The organism is Rhodococcus sp. BP-316 (assembly GCF_019836105.1).
In the GTDB taxonomy this organism is placed as follows: domain Bacteria; phylum Actinomycetota; class Actinomycetes; order Mycobacteriales; family Mycobacteriaceae; genus Rhodococcoides.
Window position 1 is genome coordinate 171,723 of the sequence record NZ_JABUEE010000008.1, and the last position, 20,563, is coordinate 192,285.

The 20,563-nt window shown below is 67.5% G+C and carries 23 protein-coding genes; 16 read left to right on the forward strand and 7 right to left on the reverse strand.

Annotated features, from left to right (window positions below; translation table 11 throughout):
• Positions 1-29: 29 nt before the first annotated feature.
• The 4 genes from HQ312_RS16640 to HQ312_RS16655 all read right to left on the reverse strand — a co-directional run bounded on the left by HQ312_RS16640 (position 30) and on the right by HQ312_RS16655 (position 6,311).
• Entirely contained in the window at positions 30-3,149 is a 3,120-nt protein-coding gene (locus HQ312_RS16640; RefSeq protein ID WP_222639362.1) for a helicase HerA domain-containing protein, read from the reverse strand.
• Between the two features lie 14 nt (positions 3,150-3,163).
• The gene (locus HQ312_RS16645) at positions 3,164-3,850 is read right to left on the reverse strand and encodes a hypothetical protein (protein ID WP_222630467.1); all 687 of its coding nucleotides are present in this window, start codon (positions 3,848-3,850) and stop codon (positions 3,164-3,166) included.
• Positions 3,847-4,869, reverse strand: a complete 1,023-nt coding sequence (locus tag HQ312_RS16650; protein ID WP_308123917.1) for a DUF559 domain-containing protein — start codon at positions 4,867-4,869, stop codon at positions 3,847-3,849. Before HQ312_RS16650 ends, HQ312_RS16645 begins: the two co-directional genes overlap by 4 nt.
• Before the next feature lie 137 nt (positions 4,870-5,006).
• A complete protein-coding gene (locus tag HQ312_RS16655; RefSeq protein WP_374198302.1) occupies positions 5,007-6,311 on the reverse strand; it encodes an AIM24 family protein in 1,305 nt (434 codons plus the stop codon).
• A 185-nt stretch (positions 6,312-6,496) separates the two neighbouring features.
• On the opposite strand from HQ312_RS16655, the gene rplN reads away from it, so the two are divergent.
• From rplN to HQ312_RS16680, 5 genes are all read left to right on the forward strand, one after another.
• A complete protein-coding gene (gene rplN / locus HQ312_RS16660) occupies positions 6,497-6,865 on the forward strand; it encodes a 50S ribosomal protein L14 (RefSeq protein ID WP_027504662.1) in 369 nt (122 codons plus the stop codon).
• 1 nt (position 6,866) lies between these two features.
• A complete protein-coding gene (gene rplX, locus HQ312_RS16665) occupies positions 6,867-7,181 on the forward strand; it encodes a 50S ribosomal protein L24 (RefSeq protein WP_027504663.1) in 315 nt (104 codons plus the stop codon).
• A complete protein-coding gene (gene rplE / locus HQ312_RS16670; RefSeq protein ID WP_222630470.1) occupies positions 7,181-7,747 on the forward strand; it encodes a 50S ribosomal protein L5 in 567 nt (188 codons plus the stop codon). The genes rplX and rplE overlap by 1 nt, the downstream gene beginning before the upstream one ends.
• Positions 7,748-7,751: 4 nt before the next feature.
• Positions 7,752-7,937 (forward strand): type Z 30S ribosomal protein S14, encoded by a 186-nt coding sequence (locus tag HQ312_RS16675; protein WP_027504665.1) that lies wholly within the window; start codon positions 7,752-7,754, stop codon positions 7,935-7,937.
• Between the two features lie 194 nt (positions 7,938-8,131).
• On the forward strand, positions 8,132-9,646 hold the full coding sequence (locus HQ312_RS16680) for an APC family permease (RefSeq protein ID WP_222639366.1): 1,515 nt from the start codon (positions 8,132-8,134) through the stop codon (positions 9,644-9,646).
• 71 nt (positions 9,647-9,717) lie between these two features.
• On the opposite strand, the gene HQ312_RS16685 is transcribed toward HQ312_RS16680, so the two are convergent.
• Positions 9,718-10,203, reverse strand: coding sequence for a hypothetical protein (locus HQ312_RS16685; RefSeq protein ID WP_027504666.1), 486 nt, complete (start codon positions 10,201-10,203; stop codon positions 9,718-9,720).
• 696 nt (positions 10,204-10,899) lie between these two features.
• Here HQ312_RS16685 and rpsH point away from each other — a divergent pair.
• The 9 genes from rpsH (at position 10,900) to map (ending at position 16,535) form a co-directional block, all read left to right on the forward strand.
• A complete protein-coding gene (rpsH, locus tag HQ312_RS16690; protein WP_027504667.1) occupies positions 10,900-11,298 on the forward strand; it encodes a 30S ribosomal protein S8 in 399 nt (132 codons plus the stop codon).
• Between the two features lie 14 nt (positions 11,299-11,312).
• Positions 11,313-11,852 (forward strand): 50S ribosomal protein L6, encoded by a 540-nt coding sequence (gene rplF / locus HQ312_RS16695; protein ID WP_027504668.1) that lies wholly within the window; start codon positions 11,313-11,315, stop codon positions 11,850-11,852.
• Positions 11,852-12,274 (forward strand): 50S ribosomal protein L18, encoded by a 423-nt coding sequence (gene rplR, locus HQ312_RS16700; protein ID WP_037184745.1) that lies wholly within the window; start codon positions 11,852-11,854, stop codon positions 12,272-12,274. Before rplF ends, rplR begins: the two co-directional genes overlap by 1 nt.
• 46 nt (positions 12,275-12,320) lie before the next feature.
• A complete protein-coding gene (gene rpsE / locus HQ312_RS16705; protein WP_027504670.1) occupies positions 12,321-12,992 on the forward strand; it encodes a 30S ribosomal protein S5 in 672 nt (223 codons plus the stop codon).
• Positions 12,985-13,170 (forward strand): 50S ribosomal protein L30, encoded by a 186-nt coding sequence (gene rpmD, locus HQ312_RS16710; protein WP_027504671.1) that lies wholly within the window; start codon positions 12,985-12,987, stop codon positions 13,168-13,170. The genes rpsE and rpmD overlap by 8 nt, the downstream gene beginning before the upstream one ends.
• On the forward strand, positions 13,167-13,610 hold the full coding sequence (gene rplO / locus HQ312_RS16715; RefSeq protein ID WP_027504672.1) for a 50S ribosomal protein L15: 444 nt from the start codon (positions 13,167-13,169) through the stop codon (positions 13,608-13,610). The genes rpmD and rplO overlap by 4 nt, the downstream gene beginning before the upstream one ends.
• Before the next feature lie 220 nt (positions 13,611-13,830).
• Positions 13,831-15,153, forward strand: a complete 1,323-nt coding sequence (secY, locus tag HQ312_RS16720; protein WP_027504673.1) for a preprotein translocase subunit SecY — start codon at positions 13,831-13,833, stop codon at positions 15,151-15,153.
• Entirely contained in the window at positions 15,150-15,737 is a 588-nt protein-coding gene (locus HQ312_RS16725) for an adenylate kinase (protein WP_027504674.1), read from the forward strand. The genes secY and HQ312_RS16725 overlap by 4 nt, the downstream gene beginning before the upstream one ends.
• A gap of 3 nt (positions 15,738-15,740) precedes the next feature.
• The gene (gene map / locus HQ312_RS16730) at positions 15,741-16,535 is read left to right on the forward strand and encodes a type I methionyl aminopeptidase (RefSeq protein WP_222639395.1); all 795 of its coding nucleotides are present in this window, start codon (positions 15,741-15,743) and stop codon (positions 16,533-16,535) included.
• Between the two features lie 28 nt (positions 16,536-16,563).
• Here the strand turns inward: map and HQ312_RS16735 are convergent, their stop codons facing one another.
• Entirely contained in the window at positions 16,564-17,583 is a 1,020-nt protein-coding gene (locus tag HQ312_RS16735; RefSeq protein WP_222639397.1) for a glutathione S-transferase family protein, read from the reverse strand.
• A 9-nt stretch (positions 17,584-17,592) separates the two neighbouring features.
• Positions 17,593-18,309, reverse strand: coding sequence for a GNAT family N-acetyltransferase (locus HQ312_RS16740; protein ID WP_222639399.1), 717 nt, complete (start codon positions 18,307-18,309; stop codon positions 17,593-17,595).
• Positions 18,310-18,391: 82 nt separating this feature from the next.
• On the opposite strand from HQ312_RS16740, the gene HQ312_RS16745 reads away from it, so the two are divergent.
• Both HQ312_RS16745 and HQ312_RS16750 read left to right on the forward strand, forming a co-directional pair.
• On the forward strand, positions 18,392-18,982 hold the full coding sequence (locus tag HQ312_RS16745; protein ID WP_222639401.1) for a PadR family transcriptional regulator: 591 nt from the start codon (positions 18,392-18,394) through the stop codon (positions 18,980-18,982).
• Positions 18,979-20,502 carry an MFS transporter gene (locus tag HQ312_RS16750; protein ID WP_222639404.1) on the forward strand — a complete coding sequence of 508 codons (1,524 nt, stop codon included), beginning with the start codon at positions 18,979-18,981 and terminating at the stop codon, positions 20,500-20,502. The genes HQ312_RS16745 and HQ312_RS16750 overlap by 4 nt, the downstream gene beginning before the upstream one ends.
• Positions 20,503-20,563 lie beyond the last annotated feature (61 nt).

The window sequence follows — 20,563 nt, forward strand, 5'->3', positions numbered from 1 at the left end:
CTCGCGCACCGGCGCCAGGACTTTCCCTCTCACTCGCGCGCCAGCGCGAGGACCTCCTCTTCGGTGGGGGGACTCTTCGGGTGGAAGGTGAGGCACAGGGGAGTGGCCGTACGCCGGAACTCCGAACCCTCGACGGCCGCGTAGAACTGACCTGCGGGGAGACGTCCGACGTCGGGTACGGAACCGCCCTTGGCGCGCGCCATCTCCTGCGCCGCCTGGATCTGGGCGGGGCTGTTCAGCAGGCCGTAGAACTGGGTGGCCGCGTTCCCGGCGATACGGTTGTGCAGCCCCTTGGGGGCCTGTGTCGCAAAGACGAGGCCCAGGCCGTACTTCCGGGCCTGCGACGCGAGTGCGAGCGTGCTGTGCGTGGCCGGTGTCGCCTTGTCCGAGGGCGCGTAGTTCTGCGCCTCGTCCATGACGAAGAGTCCGCCGAGCGGTCGATCACCCGCCGGGTTCTTCTTGATCCAGGCGAACAGACCCATCTGCAGCTGATTGACGAAGCTCTGCTTGTGCTCCTCGGTGGTGAGCCCCGAGAGGTTGATGACGGACACGCGCGCCTTCTTTCCCTCGGCCGGGGTGAGCAGCACGCCCGGATCGACAGGAGTGCCGGACCCGGCGAACATCGGGTCGTTCGTCATCGCGGCCTTGAGGTTCTCGGCGAGATCGGCCGCGATGCGCACGGCGTCGCGCAGATCGCTGGCGTCGGCGGGGAGATTCTCCAGCAGATCGATGAAGTCGGACATGTCGCCGGCCGAGCGCCGGCCGAACCCGTCGAGTGCCGCGCGCAGCACCGCCTGGCGGTGCTTCGCCTTCTCCGTGGTGCCCGTCGCCAGCGCGGCGGGAGCCAGCGCCGCGAGGCCCGACTCGACGGACGCGTCGAACTCGTCCTTGTCGTTCACGACGCTGGCGAAGTCGGGGAGCGGCTGGAAACTGAGCGGCCGCCCCGACGACTTGCGCGGAGTCCAGATGACGACGTCCGTGTCCCGCAGGTACGCAGCAGCTTTCGCCTCGTCGCCCGGCGGCCACGTGCGTTCGTCCTCCGGCCACGGTGTCCCGAGGCGAGCGAGATCGTTGTTGATGTCGAGCACGATCGACGAGACACCGTGCAGGGCACACTCCTCGACCAGCCGACGGATGAGCACGGTCTTGCCGCTACCCGATCCGGCGAAGATCGCCGTGTGCTTGCGCAGCGCCTCGAGCGGAATGCGGACCTCGGCGTTGGTGCTGAGCTCCGTCCCCATCTCGATCTGCTCCCGGCGCGGAGTTGTCGCGGGAGCCTGCGACACCTCGGGTTCGATGAGTGCCTGATCGTCGTCGACGACGCTCGCGTCGGGCAGCACCTCGCGGAACAACGCGATCTCGTGCGCCGGCTTGCGAGCGAGCAGCCACGACGTGAGGGCCGGCGAGTTCTCCGACCGGAGAGCGCCCAGGGCGTGCAGCGAGCGGCGATCGTCCTCGCTCAGCGGCACCTCGACACCACCGGCGCGGTGCAGCGCCGCCACGGTCTGTTCCGTCTTCGCGCCCTTGGGCCACGGTGCGTTGCGGATGAGGATCAACCGACGGCGCGGCATGTCGATGTGGAGACCCGCCGCGGTGACGGCCCGCTCGATACGGGCCAGGGCCGCACGGGCATTGGTGGAGGAGACGGCGCGGAAGCACCAGTGTTCCTCGTCGTCGGTGTCGCTGTCGACGGTGTGGCGGAGCCGTGCGTGCAATGCTGGGCGGCCGCTCGGCGGAGGATCCTGCGCGAGGCTGTCGTCGGACGACTGGTGCTCGTGGATCCAGGCGTCGAGACCGGCGGAGAGCAGTGCCGGGACGAGGCTGTCCTCGGTGCCGGGTTCGAGCGGTGTCGAGACGTCCGCGGCGCTGCGCAACTGCGCGTACCGCTCGTCGAGCGCCTCGAGTTCGGATCGCTTGGCCGTGGGGAGCGACGGTGTGTCGGATCCCCCTCCGCTGGAGGCGAAGTCGGTCAGTTCCGTCGCGACCCCCGTCTCGAGGCAGTGGCGGATGTGCTTGTCGACGGCGATGAGCAGCTGGCGGGGAGTGAAGTCCGGCGCCTTGTCGAACGCGTCGACGGCCACCGGCCATGTCGGGTGCGGGGTGGCGAAGCCGACCTCGCGGAAGCACGCCTCGAGGCGACGCTCGAGCAGCAGGCGGCCGACGTCCGACGACGGAATCGGCTTGAGCCGCTGCGTCACCCGGAACCGGTCACGCATCGGTGCGACCCCGCGAGCGGCGATCAGATCCCACGCGCTCGACAGCGCCGACAACACGGAGGCGGTGCGCGGCAATGTCTCACGGAGAGTCATCAGACCGTGGGCGAGCTGCTCGACCACCTTGTCCTCCTGCTCGTCCGCGTAGTCCTTGTCGGCGCCGGTGCGCGCCTGCGCGACGAGGGTGTCGATCTGGTCGATGGCGAGGATGGTGGGACCCGTGATCGCGAGCAGTCGGGAGATGTTCTCCGCGATGCCCTGGTGACCGAGCTCCGCGCGGCGGATGCCCCACGACTCGAACTCGTCGGCGTCCACGTCGTCGATCGACTGCAGGTAGGCGTCACCGATGTCCTGCACGGCCGCGTCGGGTGCGATCGAGAGGACCAGGGCACGCAGGGTGTGCTGGGAGGTCCGACGATGGCGGGGGTGGGCCTTGTAGACGCCGGTGACGAACTCGTTCAGCGTGTCGGCGTCGATCATGTTCTCGCCCATGACCTGTCGCCGCTGGTCCTCGCTCACGCCGGCGATGTCGCAGAGCCGCCGCAGGACCAGGCAGAGCTGACTGTCGTCACCGCGACCCGACGGGCGGTTGAGGTCGTCGAGCATGCCCATGAGCGTCGAGCGCCAGAAACCCGCGGCGTCGAGGAGCCGGATGAGGAAGAAGTAGCCGCCGCGCGACTGCACCTCCTCGCGGACCTGCCCGAGAAGGTGCGTCTTGCCGGAACCCGCGGGGCCCTGCACGACGACGCCGAGCGGACTGGCGTCGTCCGAGTTCTCGGCGTCGGTGTACGCACTCATGACCTCGGTGAACACCCGCTCGTGCATCCCGGGCACGTGGACGTCCGACTGGGAGCGCCACACGTCGTCGGGTGTGGGGGCCCAGCTCAGCCGCACCGACTCGAGAGCGCGGATCTGTTCGGACTTCGTGGTCGTCATCGTGGAGCCGCCCATCACTGTTCGATCGCCAAGAGGTGGTTCTGCTGGTTGCCGACATCGACGGCCGCGGCGCGGTCCTCGTCGGTCAGCGTCTTCTGGTTCTCCTCGGGGATGAGGGAGACGTCGGGGGCGCGTCGCAGCCGGGCGAGCGCCTCGTCGAGATCCGTGCGCGAGATGTCGGACAGGGCGGGCCGCAGCCGCGACAGCCGCACCCAGGCCCCGGGCTCACGAGCGAGGTCCGCGTACGTCGACCGGATCCGCTGTTCGACGTCCGCGGCGGACAGTTCACTGCGGACCGCGGGGGCGACGATGGCGTTGGGTGGCGTCGGCGGCGCCGTGATCGACGTCGGAGTGTCGCGCGGGAAGAAGACCTCGGCGGGACGTACGTCGTCGCGGTGGAACCACCGGCCGAGGCCTGCCATGACGGTGAACAGGGCCTTGCCGGGGCCGGCCGCACCCTTCGGCGCCTGCGTGCCCATCAGGTCGGAGCAGTGCTTCCAGCCCTTGTCGGTGAGCTCGACGGTCATCGTCCGACCCTGCTTGCCCACCTCGATCAGGCCGAGCGACGCGAGGTGGTCCCGGTGGGGCTTCTTCAACTCGGGCCCGAGCGTCGACAGTTCGGGGTTGCGCACCGCGCGTGCCTCGGCCATCAGCACCATCAGCACGGACACCTCGGTGCCGGTCAACTCGTTCGCGCTCACGTGGGAGTCCCCTTCGATCGTCGTCGGTGCAGTGCCTGTTCGATCATCGTCATCACGCTCTCGTGGTCCGCGAGCACGTCCTCGTTGGTGAAGCGCAGCACGATCCAGCCGTGCGTCTGCAGCAGGTTGTCACGGGACCGGTCGTCGGCGAACTGAGCACGCGCACGGTGCTCGTGGCCGTCGATCTCGATGGCGACCTTCTCATCGACCCACGACACGTCCAGCGTGAACGGTCTGCTCAACGTCGTCGGCCGGACGGACCGGTTGTGGCGTCGGCCCGCCGCCCACTCGCGGGTGGAGAGGACGCGATCCAGCAGGATCTCCGCCGCGCTGGCCGCGTGCGGACGCCCCTCGACGGGCGGGTAGCTCAGCGGCCGGAAGCGGTCGACGATGGTGTCGACGTCGTCCGGGGTCGACGGAGTGCGCACGGTCAGCACCGGGAACCTGTCCACGGCTGGTTCACCGGCCCCGGTCAACCACACGCCCGTCCCGGTGCTGCACCACCATTCCGCGGCGGTCGCCACCGCTGCCGGGTCGGCGTCGGCGGGGACGTCCACGACGAGGACGGCGCGCTCTCGCCCGTGGACGTCGGCGATCACGCGGGCGGCACCGGCGGCTCGGGTCTCGCGAGCGAAGGCGTCGACACGCAGGGGACGACCCGACGTCGACGCGCCCGCGAGATGGGCGAGGTACGGACCGAAGTGTTCGCTCGTCGACGCCCACTGCCGCGCTCGGGTCCGCGCGGCGTCGCGCGCTAGCGACGAGCGGTCGCCGACATCGCCGGGCAGCAGGAAGGGGACGAGGTCGAGCGCGGCCTGCTCGATCGCGGCGACGACGGCGTCCACCATCTCCGACGCGGAGCCGTTCGTCAGGGTGAAGAAGAGTGCGGCCGGAGCATCGGACGGCAGCGGGTCCACCGACTCGGCGAGATCCCTCATCGCGGCGCCGGACAGTCGTACGACCCGGTCGAGCGGGGCGTCGTGCCACCAGGGCGTCGCGGTGTCGACGCGTGTCGTCACGTCATCACCCCCGCCCTGGTGTCGAGGCCGACCGGACCGGCCACCGCCCCGCGGCCGATTTCGGCCGACTTCAGGCCTGCCCTGTCGGTTACCATCCCCGAAACCGTACCCGGGGACGGGAACCCGTGTCGCGCGGGTCACCGTCCGAGCAGGCCACCCAGCGCGCCGCCGACACCGGCCTGCTGCCCGCCGCCCGTGCCGCCGACGAACCCGCCGGGCGGCTGCTCCGACGGCTGCACGACGACGAACCCCTGCCCGGAGAACTGCAGGGTGAAGCGCTCGCCGGTGCTGCGGCCGATGAGGGTGCCGAAGTTGAGTTGATCGTTGCTCTTCACCGAGGTCTGCAGGCTCGACGACCACGCGACCGCAGCCTGCGGATCCGCGAAGGTGGGCTGGTCGACGTTCAGCACGACGGGTTGCCCGTCGGTGGTGATGGCGATGCGTCCCTGCCCGGTGAAGATGCAGTTGAACAGGCCAGCGTTGCTGCTGGCGGCCGCACCCTGGACCCGGCCGATGCGGTACGACAGCGACGAGTCGAATGCGAGCACGTTGGCGCCGTTGATGGTGAGACCGTCGCTGCCGTCGAGGTCGATGATGTGCACGTCCTGGGCGGCGTTCGCGAGGAAGAGGTCGCCGCGACCGGACACCTTCATCAGCGGCACACCCTCGCCCGTCACCGTGCGACGGATCATGTTGCCGATGCCGCCGGATCCCTGCGCCTCGAACTTCAGGTCGCCCTGGTAGGCCACCATCGATCCCGAGCGCGCCATGATCTCGCCGTTCATCGCGACGCGGGCCATCTTGCTGCCCTGCTTCTGGATGCCGACTCCCTGGACCTCGGCGTGGGTGGGGGCGAACAGTTCACTTCTCACGGCCAGTGCTCCCTGCGTCGGTACGGGTGGTGGTGGTGCTGTGGTGGGGACGACGGTCGGTGTCGGTGTCGGTGCCGGTGTCGTGGCCGGCGCGGGCTCGTCGTCGACGGTGATGCCGAAGTTCGTCGCGATGCCCGCGAGCCCGTCGTCGAAGCCCTGGCCCACGGCGCGGACCTTCCAGGCGTCGCCGCGTCGGTAGATCTCGACGCACACGACGGCGGTCTCGCTCGTGAGTCCGCTCATCCGGAACGACAGGTCCGGTCCGATGGAGATGGTCGGCTCCAGGCCGCCGAACGTGGTGGGGCCCGATCCGTCCAGGCTGGCGGTGACGGCCACGGTGTCGACGTCGCGGGGCACCGCACGGGTGTCCACGCGGATCCCGCCGCTGCCGTACGTCACTCCGGGGCCGACCGGGTTGTTGAAGAAGACCAGGTCCGCGTCCGATCGAACCCGGCCCGCGGAGTTCAGCAGGAGCGCCGAGACGTCCACGGCGGCGCCGGACACGGAGATGTCGAGGCTGTCCGAGGGTGCGGGGCGGTTCTCCCCCCGTGCGAGGCTGTCCACGGACATCAGTGTGCCACCGGCGCCTGACAGAGACCTGTGCCGTCGCGCGTGGTGGGGATTTGGATCCCGTCCGCGTGTTCCCTACACTAGAGCGGTTGCCCGTGGTAGACGCATGCGTCGGCCAGGGCCGCAGACCGCGCGCGTCGGGTCGGTATCCGCCGCGTACGTACATCCAGGTCACTAGGAGACCCATGATTCAGCAGGAGTCGCGGCTTCGCGTCGCCGACAACACGGGTGCCAAGGAAATCTTGTGCATTCGCGTTCTCGGTGGCTCGTCACGCCGTTACGCCGGGATCGGCGACGTCATCGTCGCCACCGTCAAGGACGCGATCCCCGGTGGAAACATCAAGAAGGGCGAGGTCGTCAAGGCCGTCATCGTCCGCACCACGAAGGAGCGTCGCCGCGCCGACGGTTCGTACATCAAGTTCGACGAGAACGCTGCCGTTCTCATCAAGCCTGACAACGATCCCCGCGGTACCCGCATCTTCGGCCCGGTCGGCCGCGAGCTGCGTGAGAAGAAGTTCATGCGCATCGTGTCGCTGGCTCCGGAGGTGTTGTGAGATGAAGGTGCACAAGGGCGACACGGTTCTCGTCATCTCCGGTAAGGACAAGGGAGCGAAGGGCAAGGTCATCACGGCCTACCCCGAGACCTCCAAGGTCCTCGTCGAGGGCGTCAACCGCATCAAGAAGCACACCGCTGTCTCGGCCAACGAGCGCGGCGCCTCCTCGGGCGGCATCGTCACGCAGGAAGCCCCCATTCACGTTTCCAACGTCGCGGTCATCGACTCGGACGGCAACCCCACCCGCGTGGGCTACCGCACCGACGACAACGGCAAGCGCGTTCGGATTTCCCGTAAGAACGGGAAGGACATCTGATGACGACCACCGAGAACAAGCTGGTTCCGCGCCTGAAGACTCGCTACCGCGAGGAGATCAAGGACGCGCTGAACACCGAGTTCGAGTACGCCAACGTCATGCAGATCCCCGGCATCGTCAAGGTCGTCGTCAACATGGGTGTCGGCGACGCCGCCCGTGACGCGAAGCTGATCAACGGTGCGGTCGCAGACCTCGCCGCGATCACCGGCCAGAAGCCCGAGATCCGCAAGGCCCGCAAGTCCATCGCGCAGTTCAAGCTCCGCGAGGGCATGCCCATCGGCGCGCGCGTCACGCTGCGCGGCGACCGTATGTGGGAGTTCCTGGACCGTCTCGTGTCCATCGCGCTTCCCCGCATCAGGGACTTCCGTGGCCTGTCGGGCACGCAGTTCGACGGCAACGGCAACTACACGTTCGGCCTGAACGAGCAGTCGATGTTCCACGAGATCGACGTCGACAAGATCGATCGCCCTCGCGGCATGGACATCACCGTCGTCACGACGGCCACCAACAACGACGAAGGCCGCGCGCTGCTCAAGCACCTCGGCTTCCCGTTCAAGGAGAACTGAGCGTATGGCTAAGAAGGCACTGGTCAACAAGGCCAACAAGAAGCCGAAGTTCGCGGTTCGCGCGTACACCCGCTGCCAGCGTTGCGGCCGTCCGCACTCCGTGTTCCGCAAGTTCGGCCTCTGCCGTATCTGCGTGCGCGAGATGGCGCACCGCGGCGAGCTACCCGGAGTGCACAAGAGCTCCTGGTGATCTGATCACCTGACACACCCCGACAGGCCCGAGCCATCACGGCTCGGGCCTGTCGGCGTTCACGGGTGCAGTGCGTCGAGGAATGTCGCGCGGTCCGAACGGTCTGTTCCTCTCTGCGTGTCTCCCGCCGTATGCCTCGCGCCGGCGCCTCACCGGGCCTAGTGTTGCGCGACGGGGGAGCGAGCGGAGGAATCATGACTCAGACCGCGGAGACCGAGACCTCGGCCACGCCGGAACTCAAGCGGGTCCTCGGACCCGGACTGCTGTTGCTCTTCATCGTCGGCGACATCCTGGGCGCCGGCGTCTACGCCGTGACAGGCGACATGATCGCCAATGTCGGCGGAATGGCGTGGCTGCCGTTCATCCTCGCCTTCGTCGTGGCGACGCTGACCGCGTTCTCCTATCTCGAGCTGGTGTGCAAGTACCCGCAGGCCGCCGGCGCCGCGCTGTACACGCACAAGGCCTTCGGTATCCATTTCGCGACGTTCCTCGTCGCGTTCGCCGTCATCTGCTCCGGCATCACCAGCGCCTCGACGTCCTCGAACGTGGTGGCGGGCAACCTGTTGGCCGGCCTGCACGAGACCTTCAGTACCGAGGACGGCATCGGGTGGTTCGACGTACCCACCGGTGACACAGCGCAATTGGTGGTCGCACTGGCCTTCATGCTGCTGCTGGCGGCGATCAATCTGCGCGGTGTCGGCGAGTCGGTCAAGTTCAACGTGATCCTGACGATCATCGAGATGGCAGCGCTCGCCATCGTCATCGCGATCGGCTTCGTCGCGGTGGGAAGTGGTAGCGCCGAGGGCGACATCGCCAATCTGGTCGTGTTCGACGACGCCAACGAGAAGGGCTGGTTCCTCGCCGTCACCGTCGCGACCACCATTGCTTTCTTCGCGATGGTCGGCTTCGAGGACTCGGTGAACATGGTCGAGGAGACCAAGGAGCCCGAGAAGATCTTCCCGAAGATGATGCTCTCCGGACTCGGCATCGCCTGCCTCATCTACGTTCTCGTCGTCGTGGCCGTGATCGCGGTCCTGCCGCTGGACTACGACTCCGGCAGCGAGGGCATCCTGCTCCACGTCGTGCGACTCGGCGCACCGGGACTGCCGATCGACGAGATCTTCCCGTACCTGACGGTGTTCGCCGTCGCCAACACCGCGCTCATCAACATGCTGATGGCGAGTCGGTTGATCTACGGCCTCGGGCGTCAGCGCATCCTGACCAAGTCGCTGAGCGCTGTTCTGCCGACGCGTCGCTCGCCGTGGGCGGCCATCATGTTCTCCACTGTCATGGCACTGGTGCTGATCGTGGTGGTCAACCAGCTGCAGGGGAACTCGGTCGTCAGCGCTCTGTCCGGAACGACCGGGCTGCTGCTGCTCTGCGTGTTCGCGGTGGTCAACGTCGCCAACCTGGTGCTCAAGCGCAAGAAGGAGACGACGGGCTTCAGTGCACCGCTGTGGGTTCCGGTGACGGGCGGCACGCTGTGCCTGTTCCTCGTCGGACCGTGGGCGCGGACCGATGCGCAGATGATCCAGTACCGCATCGCCGGCGCGATGCTGCTCCTCGGTGTGGCGCTGTGGGTGGTGACGTTCTTCGTCAACCGTGCCACGCAGGGCAAGTCGCGCTTCATCGACGTGGATGCGCTCGACCGCGACGAGAAGGCGAACCTCGGTGACCGGGTGCGTGATCGGGGAGACGGCAAGGACTGACCGGCGGGGTCGACCCGCGCACGAGACGAGCCCCGGACCTCCCTGAGGACCGGGGCTCGCGTCGTCGAGCGTCAGCTCTCGAAGATGTCCAACGGCAGAGAGCCACCGCCACCGACAGGTGGGACGACAGGCGGGAGGCTGCCCTCCGGAAGCACTGTGACGGGGAGGTCGACGAGCGTGTCGACCGATGTGCCGCCGTCGTCACACGTCACCGCGACGCTGTAGAGCCCGGCCTCGAGTCCGTCGATGACGATGGTGCCGACGGCGGGAGCGATCGGCAGGAATGGCGTGGCGGGGCCCGAGGCGCTCGCCGTGTTGGTCTCGTCACCCACTTCGGTCGCGGTGACGGTGCAGTCCACCGCGCCCGTGAAGGCGAGAGCGGGTGTCACGGTCACCAGCGTGCTGATCGATTCGACGCCGGGCGTGGGTACCGCGACGACGGCGAGCACCGCCGCCGACGCCGTTCCCGACCCTGCCAACAGCGCCGCAGCAGCTGCCGCTCCCACCATTCCGACCTTGCCGAATGTGCGTACACCGGTCTTCACATCGTCCTCCATCACTCGTCGTGCGCGATAAACGTTGTGAATGGACACTAAAAGGCTGAACGAGAATGGCGGAGCGAAACGGACCAATCGGTCATCGAACTTGGTTCCCCGGCTGAACCCGACCGATGTCGCGGTGAACCGGTGCGTCTGTCCGCGCGGGCGCTGGGCACCGTGCACACCTCCCGTGAGGCTCACACCTGTCGCGGCAGGCCGGAGGGGGTGTTCGCTCACCGCAACCTGTGTGCACACCCCCTGCGGCACTGGCGAGTGCCACACCGGCACCCACGCCGCACCCGGCCGACACCGCCGCCGCGCACTCGTTCGGTGATGCGCACACCCCTCGCCGCAGGCTGCAGAGGGTGTCCGCCCACCGGAACCGGTGCGCACACCCCTGCAGTACCGGCACCACCCGCCCTACCTGCACCGATTTGGTCCCCGCAGGTCACTCCCTTACACTTGACCGGTTGCCCGGGTACCGTCATGCCTGCATACGACCCGAGCTACTCAGGTTTCTTGCCATGATGCTCGAAACACCCGCCAGTGCTCACGTCTGCACTGGCAGGAGCGCAACCCCTGACCGGCAACAGTCGGTCAGGACAGAACACTTCGCTGTAGGCCCACGACGGGACGAGTCAGGCCCTGCTACCAGGGCACCAGCTCGCACGTGCTGCATGGGAACCGCTGCGAGAAAGGGCCATGAACTCTGTCATGACCATGACCGACCCGATCGCAGACTTCTTGACGCGTCTGCGCAACGCCAATTCGGCGTACCACGATCAGGTGAAGCTGCCTCACTCGAAGATCAAGGCGAACATCGCCGAGATCCTCAAGCGTGAGGGCTACATCTCCGAGTACCGCACCGAGGACGCCGAGGTGGGCAAGACCCTCATCGTCGACCTCAAGTACGGCCCCAGCCGCGAGCGCAGCCTCGCCGGTGTGCGTCGGGTGTCCAAGCCCGGACTGCGTGTGTACGCAAAATCCACCAATCTGCCCAAGGTGCTCGGCGGCCTCGGCGTGGCGATCATCTCCACGTCCACCGGCCTGCTGACCGATCGCCAGGCGGCCAATCAGGGCGTCGGCGGCGAAGTCCTCGCGTACGTCTGGTAAGGGAGGCCACCACTATGTCGCGTATCGGAAAGCTTCCTGTGACAGTTCCCGCCGGAGTCGATGTCACCATCGCCGGCCAGGATGTCACCGTCAAGGGACCCAAGGGCACCTTGAGTCTCACCATCGCCGAGCCGATCACCATCGCCAAGAACGATGACGGATCCCTCTCGGTCAACCGGCCGGACGACGAGCGTCGTAGCCGCTCGCTCCACGGCCTCTCGCGCACTCTCGTCGCGAACCTCATCACGGGTGTGACCACCGGTTACACCACGAAGATGGAGATTCACGGCGTCGGTTACCGCGTGGCACTGAAGGGCAGCGACCTCGAGTTCGCTCTCGGCTACAGCCACCCGGTGCCGATCACGGCGCCCGACGGCATCACCTTCGCGGTCGAGACGCCCACCCGATTCTCGGTCTCGGGTATCGACAAGCAGAAGGTCGGCCAGATCTCTGCCAACATCCGTCGTCTCCGTCGTCCCGACCCGTACAAGGGCAAGGGCGTTCGGTACGAGGGTGAGCAGATCCGCCGCAAGGTCGGAAAGACAGGTAAGTGATGAGCAACTCCGCAGCAACGAAGGGTTCCGACGCGAACCCGAAGCGCATCCCGTTGGGCAAGGACGCCTCCACGCGTCGTCGCCTGTCCAAGACGCGCCGCCACTTCCGTCTTCGCAAGAAGGTCTCCGGAACCGCCGAGCGTCCCCGTCTGGTCGTCAACCGTTCCTCGCGTCACCTGCACGCACAGCTGATCGACGATCTGACCGGCCGCACTCTCGCGTCCGCGTCCAGCATCGAGGCCGATGTGCGCGCGACCGAGGGCGACAAGAAGGCCCGTGGCGCGAAGGTCGGCGCTCTCATCGCCGAGCGTGCCAAGGCGGCCGGCATCGAGGCAGTGGTCTTCGACCGCGGTGGCCACGGTTACGCCGGACGCATCGCGGCACTCGCCGATGCAGCTCGCGAAGGCGGGCTGACGTTCTGATGACCAACGCAGCGAAGATTCAGCTCACCAACGGAAGGACAGCCTGATGCCGGGACGTCAACGGCGTGACGGCGGCAGCGGACCCGCCGGAGCCAACGCAGGACCCAATGCAGGCGGAGGTGACAACCGCGGCGGAGACAACCGTGGAGGTCGCGACCGTCGCGACTCGCGGGGCGGCAACGCTCCCGAGAAGAACAACCTCGAGCGCGTCGTCGCGATCAACCGCGTCTCCAAGGTCGTGAAGGGTGGTCGTCGCTTCAGCTTCACCGCCCTCGTGATCGTCGGAGACGGCAACGGTCTGGTCGGCGTCGGCTACGGCAAGGCCAAGGAAGTTCCGGCCGCCATTCAGAAGGGTGTCGAGGAGGCTCGCAAGAGCTTCTTCCGCGTCCCGCTGATCGGTAGCACGATCACGCACCCCGTCCAGGGTGAGGCTGCGGCCGGTGTGGTCATGCTGCGCCCGGCAAGCCCCGGTACCGGTGTCATCGCCGGTGGCGCGGTGCGTGCCGTGCTCGAGTGTGCAGGTGTCCACGACATCCTCGCGAAGTCGCTGGGTAGCGACAACGCGATCAACGTCGTGCACGCCACCGTTGCGGCTCTCAAGAGCCTGCAGCGTCCGGAAGAGGTCGCGGCTCGTCGTGGTCTGCCGATCGAGGACGTCGCTCCCGCCGGCATGCTGCGCGCTCGCGCCCAGGCAGCAGCAGGAGCAGCTCATGGCTGACCTCAGAGTGACCCAGATCAAGAGCACCATCGGTCAGAAGAAGAACCAGCGTGACAGCATTCGCACGCTGGGCCTCAAGAAGATCCGCCAGTCGGTGATTCGCGAGGACACCCCGCAGACCCGCGGGCTGATCAACGTGGTGCGTCACCTCGTCGTCGTTGAGGAGGTCACCAAGTGACCATCAAATTGCATCATCTTCGCCCCGCACCGGGTTCGAAGAGCGCGAAGATCCGCGTCGGTCGCGGTGAAGGCGGAAAGCGCGGCAAGACCGCAGGTCGTGGCACCAAGGGCACGGGCGCTCGTAAGAACGTCCCGGCCGGCTTCGAGGGTGGCCAGATGCCGATCCACATGCGGCTGCCGAAGCTCAAGGGCTTCACCAACCGCAACCGGGTCGAGTACCAGGTCGTGAACCTGGTCGACATCGAGCGACTGTTCCCCGAGGGTGGCGAGATCTCCAAGGACGATCTGGTCGCCAAGGGTGCGGTGCGCAAGAACCGTCTCGTCAAGATCCTCGGCGACGGCGACCTGTCGGTGAAGGTGTCCATCACCGCCGACAAGTTCACCGGCAGTGCCAAGGAAAAGATCAACGCAGCCGGCGGATCCGTCACCGAGTTGTGAGTTCGGCGGCCCGCCCACTCGACGAGTGAGCGGGCCTCCGGCAGTACGGACCGATGGCCGTGGTACGACTCTCGTGCTGCGGCCATCGGCCGTTCGGTGCCACGGTGAGTGGTTGTCCGGCTCGGCCCGGGCTGCGCACTCCGCGGCGCTGTTAGAGTTCGACGGGGTGCCAGTGCGCCCCGACCATCTCCCTCGTTAGTCACCCCGTCCAGGAGGATCGTTGCTTTCCGCCTTTGTGTCGGCCCTCAGGACACCTGACCTGAGACGGAAGATCCTCTTCACTCTCGGCCTCATCGCTCTGTACCGCTTCGGCGCGACGCTGCCGTCGCCCGGTGTCGACTACGGCAACGTCCGTCAGTGCATCGACCAGGTGTCGGGCGGCGACTCCGCCGGCATCTACTCGCTGATCAACCTGTTCTCGGGCGGCGCTCTGCTGCAGCTGTCCGTGTTCGCGATCGGCATCATGCCCTTCATCACCGCGAGCATCATCGTCCAGCTCCTCACCGTGGTCATCCCGCGGTTCGAGGAACTCCGCAAGGAGGGCCAGGCCGGCCAGGCGAAGATGACGCAGTACACGCGCTATCTCTCCATCGCGCTGGCGATCCTGCAGGCCACGGGTCTCGTTGCGCTCGCCTCGCGCGGGCAGCTGCTCCAGGGCTGCAACCTCGACATCATCGCGGACTCGTCCATCTTCGGACTGGTCACCATCGTGCTGGTCATGACCGCGGGTGCTGCCCTGGTCATGTGGTTCGGCGAGCTCATCACCGAGCGCGGCGTCGGCAACGGCATGTCGCTGCTCATCTTCGCCGGCATCGCCTCGCGCATCCCGTCCGAGGGCAAGTCGATTCTCGACAGTCGCGGCGGCATCGTCTTCGCGCTCGTCTGCCTCGCCGCTCTCGCCATCATCATCGGCGTCGTCTTCGTCGAGCAGGGCCAGCGCCGCATCCCGGTGCAGTACGCCAAGCGCATGGTCGGCCGCCGCATGTACGGCGGCTCGTCCACCTACCTGCCGCTGAAGGTCAACCAGGCCGGTGTCATCCCGGTGATCTTCGCGTCGTCGCTGCTGTACCTCCCCAATCTCATCGCCCAGCTGACCAATGCCAGCACGGCGGCGGATCCGAGTTGGTGGCAACGCGCCATCAACACGTATCTGGTGAACCCGGCGAACCCGGTGTACATCGCGATCTACTTCGGCCTCATCGTCTTCTTCACCTACTTCTACGTCGCCATCACGTTCAACCCCGAGGAACGTGCCGACGAGATGAAGAAGTACGGCGGATTCATCCCGGGCATCAGGCCGGGACGTCCGACGGCCGACTACCTCAATTTCGTTCTCAGTCGCATCACGCTGCCCGGTGCCATCTACCTCGGCACCATCGCTGTGCTTCCCAACCTGTTCCTCGACATCGGTAACTCCGGTGGCGCCCAGAACCTGCCCTTCGGCGGAACCGCGGTGCTCATCATGGTGAGCGTGGGACTCGACACGGTGAAGCAGATCGAAAGCCAGCTGATGCAGCGCAACTACGAAGGGTTCCTCAAGTGAGACTCGTCCTCCTCGGTCCTCCCGGAGCAGGCAAAGGTACGCAGGCGACGCTGCTGTCGGAGAAGCTGGGAATTCCCCACGTCTCGACGGGCGATCTCTTCCGCGCGAACATCGGCCAGAAGACGCCCCTGGGCATCGAGGCCAAGAAGTACCTCGACGCGGGCGACCTGGTCCCGAGTGCGCTGACCGTGGACATGGTGCGCGACCGTCTGGCCGAGCCCGACGCCACCAACGGCTTCATCCTCGACGGCTTCCCGCGATCGACCGATCAGGCCGACTCACTCGCCTCCATCCTCGAGGACGCGGGCACGACGCTCGACGCCGTCGTCTCCTTCGTCATCGACGAGGACGTCGTGGTCGAGCGCATGCTCGCCCGTGGGCGCGAGGACGACAAGGAGAGCGTCATCCGGAACCGGATGAAGGTCTACCGCGACGAGACGGCTCCGCTGCTCGAGTACTACAAGAGCCATGGTCGCAGCGGGCAGGCCGAAGGCCGGTCGGGACTACTCGTGACCGTCGACGCCGTCGGCGAGGTCGAGGATGTCAACAAGAAGGTCATCGACGCGATCCAGGGCGACGACTGACCCATGGCTTTCGGACGTAAGCGCAAGGTGGTTCCGTTCCGCAGCGCCGGTGAGCTCGATGCCATGGCTGCGGCCGGGGCCGTCGTGGGCGCCGCTCTCGTCGCGGTGCGCGACGCGGCGAAGCCCGGCGTGTCCACTCTCGAGCTCGACGCGGTGGCCGAGGCGGTGATCCGGGACGCGGGCGCTGTCCCGTCGTTCCTCGGGTACCACGGCTTCACGGGCAGCATCTGCAGCTCGATCAACGATCGCGTCGTGCACGGCATTCCGAACTCGTCCGACGTGCTCGCCGAGGGCGACCTCATCTCGATCGACTGTGGCGCCATTCTCGACGGCTGGCACGGCGACTCCGCCTGGACGTTCGGTGTCGGTGCCGTCATCGAGGCCGACGAGCAGCTGAGCGAGGCCACTCGGTTGTCGATGGAGGCCGGTATTGCCGCGATGCTCCCGGGCAACCGCCTGACCGACGTCTCGCACGCCATCGAGCAGGGCACGCTGGCCGCCTCGGCGGCGCACGGCCGCGCGTACGGCATCGTCGACGGCTACGGCGGCCACGGCATCGGCCGCGAGATGCACATGGAGCCGTTCCTCGCCAACGAGGGTGCGCCGGGCAAGGGCCCCGAGCTGGTGGTGGGGTCGACGCTCGCCATCGAGCCGATGCTGACACTGGGCACCCACGAGACCCGCGTGTTGGACGACGACTGGACCGTGGTCACCACGGACGGATCGCGATCCGCGCACTGGGAGCACACGGTCGCCGTCACCGAGGACGGGCCGAGGATTCTCACTCTGCGTCCCTGACGCAGATCCTTCCGACCCGTCCGGGTCGTCAGGCCCAGTGCTCGGCCGGAACCTGCTCCGACTCCTTCGGCGGCGGCGGGGGAGTGCCGTCTCCGAACGGCCTGCCGCCCAACGCTTCCCGGCCGTGTGGGCTCAACCAGCTCGACAGGTCCGGCCCCTTGGGCACGATGCCGGTCGGGTTGATGTCGGTGTGCACCTCGTAGTAGTGCGACTTGATGTGCACGAAGTCCGTGGTGTCGCCGAATCCCGGTGTCTGGAACAGGTCTCGGGCGTAGGCCCACAGCACCGGCATCTCGGAGAGCTTGCTCCGGTTGCACTTGAAGTGGCCGTGGTAGACGGGATCGAACCGCGCCAGCGTCGTGAACAGGCGGACGTCGGCTTCGGTGATGGTGTCGCCCACCAGGAATCGCTGGTTCTCGAGGCGGTCGCTCAGCCAGTCCAGTCGCGCGAAGAGAGCGTCGTACGCCTTCTCGTACGCACTCTGGGAGCCGGCGAAACCGCACTTGTAGACGCCGTTGTTGACGTCGTGGAAGATCAGTTCCGCCACCTCGTCGATCTCGCCGCGCAACGCTTCCGGGTACAGGTCGGGTGCGCCCTCACGGTGGTACCGCGTCCACTCCGTCGAGAAGTCGAGCGTCATCTGCGGGTAGTCGTTGGTGACCACCTCGCCCGTCGACACCTCCACCATGGCGGGCACGGTGATCCCGCGTGGGTAGTCGGGGAAGCGCGCGAGGAACGCGTCCTGCAGACGTGGGATCTTCAGCACCGGGTCGAGGCCGTCCGGATCGAGATCGAAGGTCCAGCTCCGCTTGTCGTGGGTCGGTCCGCACACTCCCATCGAGATGGCGTCCTCGAGACCCAGGAGCCGACGCACGATGATGGCGCGGTTGGCCCACGGGCAGGCGCGGGCCACGACGAGGCGGTAACGACCGGGCTCCACCGGGTAGCGCGACGACGGATCGTCGATGATGCGGTCCTCGATGTAGTTCGTGTCGCGGTCGAAGCCGCCCTTCTCCACGTAGGACGGGGTACCGCTGTCGGTGCTCATGGTCGTAACTTACCCGGGGTCGGTCAATTCCATCCCGATGTGCACTCCCAGTTCGGTGAAGCCGAGCGAGAGGCCGAACAGCCGGGCGGTCGCGTTGTCCATCGGCACCGACCACTGCGGCACGAGTCCCGCGTCGATGGCCTCGTTCGTGGCCAGCCGTGCGGCGGTCGAGCCGTACCCCCGCCGGCGTCGTGACGGCACGGTGACCGCGACGGTGTCGGCGAGGAAGCCGCGCCACTCGACGTACCCGGCAGCGGCCGCGGGGAGAGCGTCGTCCTCACCGTCGGCGTCGTCGAACACCGTGAACCACGAGTCGACGCCGACCGCGCGGATCCCGGTGGCGTCGTCGGGAGGCACCAGTGCGAGGACGCGGTCCACATCGTGCCCGTCGTGGGAGATCAGAGGGTGTTCGACGCGCACGTCGTCGCGACTGTCGTCGAGGAAGGCGAGGACCCGTGGTCCACCGCAACGACCCCGGCGCTGTCCCACGAGCTCGGCGAGACCGTCCCGCGTCGCGAGCACGTCGTTGCCCAGTGCCTCGGCGCGGTCGAGGATGTCGCCGGGTCCGACCAGGACCGCGTGGCCGTCCAGGACGACGAACGTGAGGCGGGTCGCGTCGTCGTCGACCACGTGCAACCGCTCCGCGTCGTCGAGCGAGGCGTCGTCGGGAAGACCCAGTTCTCGCGCCCAGGCGAGACGGACGATGTCGATCTGGTGGGAGTTCATCGCCGTCCACGCTAGCGCCGCTTGTGGCGACCATGCTCGGCGCCGTATATTCCAAGCGGAATATACGGGCGAGGGGATCGACATGGAACGCGTGACACCGCTGGCCATTGCCGTGCTCGCGTGCCTGTTCGAGCGGCCGATGCACCCGTACGAGATGTATCAGCTCCTGCTCGAGCGCAAGGACGACCGACTGCTCAAGGTACGTCCGGGGTCGCTCTACCACGCGGTCGACCGCCTGGCGGAGCGTGAGCTGATCGTGGCGGTCGGCACCGAACGGGAAGGTAATCGGCCCGAGCGCACCACCTACTCGGTGACCGACTCGGGTCGGGCGGCTCTGTCGGACACCCTGCGTACTCTCCTGGCGGAACCCACGCCCGAGTACTCGCAGTTCACCCTCGCCTTGTCCGAGTCGCACAACCTCCCCGGGCCGGAGGTCGCGACACTCGTCCGTACCCGTATCGCTCTGCTGGAGAAGGATCTCGACGAGATGCGCGTCATCGATGCGATGGCCGTCGATCGCCACGTTCCCCGGCTCTTCTCCGTGGGCCTCGACTACACCCTCGCCCTGCGCGAGGCCGAACTCACCTGGCTCCGGGCCTTCGTCGACGACATCGACTCCGGACGTCTCCCCTGGCTGGACCGCATTCTCACCGAACGACAGGACCACCGATGACCAGCACCACCAGCCCGGCCGTGAAGGAGGCGTCCCCCTGGATCGCGCTCTGGACCCTGTGCCTCGGCTTCTTCATGATTCTCGTGGACACCACCATCGTCGCCGTCGCGCAGCCGGCGATCCTCGAGGGTCTGCAGACCGACATCTCGAACGTCATCTGGGTGACCAGTGCGTACCTGCTCGCGTACGCGGTACCGCTCCTCGTGACCGGCCGACTGGGCGACCGGTTCGGACCGAAGAACCTCTACATCGGCGGGCTCGTCGTCTTCACTCTCGCCTCGCTGTGGTGTGGCGTCTCGGGGTCGATCGAGATGCTCATCGCCGCGCGCGCCGTGCAGGGCCTGGGCGCCGCGATGATCACGCCGCAGACCATGGCCGTCATCACCCGCATCTTCCCCAAGGACAAGCGCGGTGCCGCGATGGGTGCCTGGGGCGCGGTCGCCGGCGTCGCCACCCTGGTGGGTCCACTGCTCGGCGGCGTGCTGGTCGACGCGTTCGGGTGGGAGTGGATCTTCTTCATCAACCTCCCCGTCGGTGTCGTCGCCATCGCACTGGCCGTCAAGTTCGTGCCGACGCTCCCCACCAACGACCACAAGTTCGACATCCCCGGCGTCGTGCTGTCCGCCGCCGGCCTGTTCTTCATCGTCTTCGGTCTGCAGGAGGGGCAGAAGTACGACTGGAACGGGTGGATCTGGACCTCCATCGCCGTCGGCGTGGTCGTCTTCGCCGCGTTCATCGTGTGGCAGTCGCGCAACCGCAACGAGCCTCTGGTGCCGCTCGGGTTGTTCCGCGACCGGAACTTCTCGCTCAGCAACATCGGCATCGCGGCCATGGGCTTCGCGATGACGGGCATGATGCTGCCGATCATGTTCTACGCGCAGAGCGTCACCGGACTGACGCCCACGCGTTCGGCCCTGCTGTTCGTGCCCATGGCGGTGCTCACCGGCGTGCTCGCGCCGAACGTCGGCCGTCTGGTGGACCGCGTGCACCCGCGCTACATCGCCGGTACCGGCCTGACCCTGCTCACCGTCGCCCTCGTCTGGCTCGCGATGGAGATGACACCGACCACGGCGATCGTCCGGCTCCTCATGCCCATCGCACTGATGGGTGTGGCCAACGCGCTCATCTGGTCTCCGCTCGGTGCCACGGCCACCCGCAACCTGCCGATGTCGCAGGCCGGCGCGGGCAGCGGCGTCTACAACACCACCCGCATGATCGGGTCCGTGCTGGGCAGTGCGGGTATCGGCGTGCTGATGCAGTCCCGCATCTCCGCCGAGGTGCCGTTCGCCGGTGCGGCCGGCGCGTCGGGCGAGCTGTCCACGGGCCGGGTGCCGGCACAGGTGGCGGAACCGTTCGCCACCGCGCTCGCCCAGTCGCTGTACCTCCCGGCCGCGGTCCTGCTGGTCGGAGCGATCGCGACGCTCTTCTACGCGCGCCCCAACTTCGGTGGGCACGGGGCTGCGGTTCCGGATCCGTCGGTCGAGGCGAGTGTTCCGGCCGGGACGACGCCCGTCCGCTGAGGCGGGCAGGCCGGAGGCCGGTCGGGGTAGGCGGGCAGGCCGGAGGCCGGAGAACGAGGAT